This is a genomic window from Moorena sp. SIO3I6 (genome assembly GCF_010672095.1).
Genome location: NZ_JAAHHU010000579.1, coordinates 1 through 2,762, shown reverse-complemented (window position 1 = coordinate 2,762; position 2,762 = coordinate 1). Strand labels below are relative to the sequence as shown.

Annotated in this window: 2 protein-coding genes; one reads left to right on the top strand and one right to left on the bottom strand. The window is 41.6% G+C overall.

Annotated elements, in window-relative coordinates; all coding sequences use genetic code 11:
- On the top strand, positions 1-1,121 hold a 1,121-nt coding region (locus F6K49_RS39855; protein WP_293106228.1), incomplete at its 5' end, for a transposase.
- Positions 1,122-1,231: 110 nt separating this feature from the next.
- Here F6K49_RS39855 and F6K49_RS39850 read toward each other — a convergent pair.
- Positions 1,232-2,398 carry a mechanosensitive ion channel domain-containing protein gene (locus F6K49_RS39850; RefSeq protein WP_293106225.1) on the bottom strand — a complete coding sequence of 389 codons (1,167 nt, stop codon included), beginning with the start codon at positions 2,396-2,398 and terminating at the stop codon, positions 1,232-1,234.
- Positions 2,399-2,762: the final 364 nt, after the last annotated feature.

Genomic DNA, 2,762 nt, shown 5'->3' with positions numbered 1-2,762 from the left:
TGGCTGACAGATTTAGCTGGTATGAACAGAATCGCTGTTCCATTAACTCTTGCCCTCTTGTTTGCCACTTACCAAATTTAAGGAACAATCCAGACTATTTTTCCCAAAAGAAAACCCTCCCCCAGTTAAAGAAGGATAGACCTTGGTACAGTGCAGTTCAATCCCAAGTTCTCCAAGACTGTGTCAAGAGAGTAGATCTAGCTTTTAAGCGGTACCTCAAAGGGGATAGTAACGGAAGAAAGAGCGGAAGACCTCGCTTTAAAGGGAAAAACAGATATAAATCTTTTACATTTCCTTCTCTTGGCAAAAACCCTATAGATGGCAATAATTTGACTCTTCCGAAATTTGGAAAAGTCAAGCTGATTTACCATAGATCTATTCCAGAAGGTTTTAAAATCAAGACGGCCACTGTAACCCGAAAAGCTGACGGCTATTATGTTACGTTGTCAATACAAGATGATACTGTCCCAGATGTCATCCCAGTAGATAGTGTTAAAAATCCTATTGGAATAGACATGGGTCTCAAGTCTTTTCTGGTCAAGTCAAATGGTTCAGAGGTGCCAATTCCTCAGTATTATCGAAAGGCTCAGAAACGACTGAAGAAAGTTCAAAAAGCTGTCAGCAGATCTAAAAAAGGGAGTAATAATAGGAAAAAAGCTGTCACTAAACTAGGGAAAGCTCACAAGAAGGTTGCTGACACCAGGAAAGATTTTCATTTTAAAACTGCAAAGGGATTACTGGATGAACATGATCTAGTAGCTCATGAGAAGCTAAATATTAAAGGTCTGGCTAAGACCAAATTGGCTAAATCTATATTAGATGCTGGGTGGGGTCAATTCCTCTCAATCTTGTCAGTCAAAGCCGAAAATGCTGGACTGGCAACGAAAGCAGTGAATCCCCGAAACACTAGCCAAAACTGTTCCAATTGTGGAACAAAAGTCCCTAAAGAATTAAAAGACCGCATCCATTCTTGTCCTCACTGTGGTTTTACAGCAGATCGTGATGTGAATGCGGCAATAAACATTTTAAATTTGGCGGTGGGGCGTCCCGTCAGGAGTAAAGCTTGCCGAGTAACCGAAGGGGTACCTGGTGTTGGCAAGAAGCCCGCGTTGTCCCGTTAGGGCAACGTCGGGAGTACGTCACCATCATAGCTAAGGCTGATAGCTGACGGCTGACGGCTGTTCGCCTAGCGTGAGCTTTTAGCTGACGGCTGACGGCTGACGGCTGAACACTAAATTATCATAGCCATACTGGGAGAGCCATTTTCATTCAGCTGTTTGTAGTCTTGAAGTTGCTTTTCCAGCTCAACATGCAGGTGATCAATTTCCTCTTTTTCCAGGATTTGTAATAGGGCTAGATTCAAGTTTTGCTGGGCAGCAAAGTAGAGGTTGGGATCAATCACAAATACCCTAACTATAATCACACGAGCATTCTCTTCAATGTGGGAAAATAAAACTAATAGTTTCTGCTTGTGCAAGCCATCGATAGACGGAATTTTTTCTTCAATAGCCTGACAAATGCGGCTAGTTTGCTCAGCCGAAATTCCATCAACTTTCAGAGTTAAATTTATGCCCCACTCAAAGGTATCGCCAGTCTTCTGGGACCAATTTTCCACAACGCCAGCAATCATTTTAGAATTGGGAACTTTTTTAATAGACCCCCACTCAGTCAGACGAAGCTGTGTACTTCTCAGACCAATACTGACGATCTGAACAAAACCATTTACGCCGTCAACTCCTACCCAGTCACCGGGTTTATAGAGACCATCAGCGTAGATAATCACCGTACAAAACCAGTCATAGATAATATCTTTCAATAACAAACCTAAGGCAACACCTGCGCCACCGACTAGACCGATCAGTGCACCGGCAGATGCCCCCAACAAAATCTCACTGGCTTTAATGACAGCAATCAGGATTGCTGCTGTCTGAAAAAGCCTTGGGAAGTAGGGGACGAACAAATCGTCCAGTTCAGTTTCAGTGTGTGCCGCCAATCCGGCTAGCAGCTCCCCCAGTAGTGGAGCAGCACGGTAAAGAATATAGGTGACAATGAACAGAGCGCTGACAAAGAGAATCTCGGGGATTTTCTGATTCTGTTCAGGACTAAGATGGGTTGCCACAACACTATTTACTAGCCATAGTCCAGCCAGCCAAATTAGCCAGCCTAATGGTGCTCTAAGAATCTTAATAAACTCATCGTCTAGGGTGCTTTCTGTAGCGCTAGTCAGACGCTCGATTCTGTCAATGATTATGGCAGTGAACAAACCTCGACATATGTGGGTGAGGAGGAGGATGACCACCACCATAAGTATCTTGGAAACAGGGATGTTGGCGAGCTGGAAGTCGGAATCAAATATCCTTTCTTTGATTAGGTTGATTGTAGTATTAAGGTTTTCCATAGTTTTGACTAAAATAGAACAGCAGAGAGCTCCATCTGCCTAGTTGCACTGGTTCTTAAACTTAGATATTGCACTAGGACAAAACTAGTTAATAATAGGTAAAGTTGGCTGGAATAGCAGGTGAGTTAAAGACTAGTTATTAGTTACTGTGTTTAGCTAATAACTAGTTTAGGTTTTATCAATGTAGATAATAATTTGTGTTCCATGAATCTTAAATAAGAAGTTATTAGCTTTTATTTAAAGGTAAGACATCTCAGTATAATCTAAAAAACTCAACACCAACTATAGTAATAATACTGTAGTAATAATACTGATCATAAATGTATTATCAATTAACGTAGTAATTGCTTAAGTAAGAGGACTT

Coding starts and splice junctions, on each gene's coding strand:
- F6K49_RS39850 (WP_293106225.1), bottom strand. CDS start 2,398: ATGGAAAACCTTAATACTACAATCAACCTAATCAAAGAAAGGATATTT.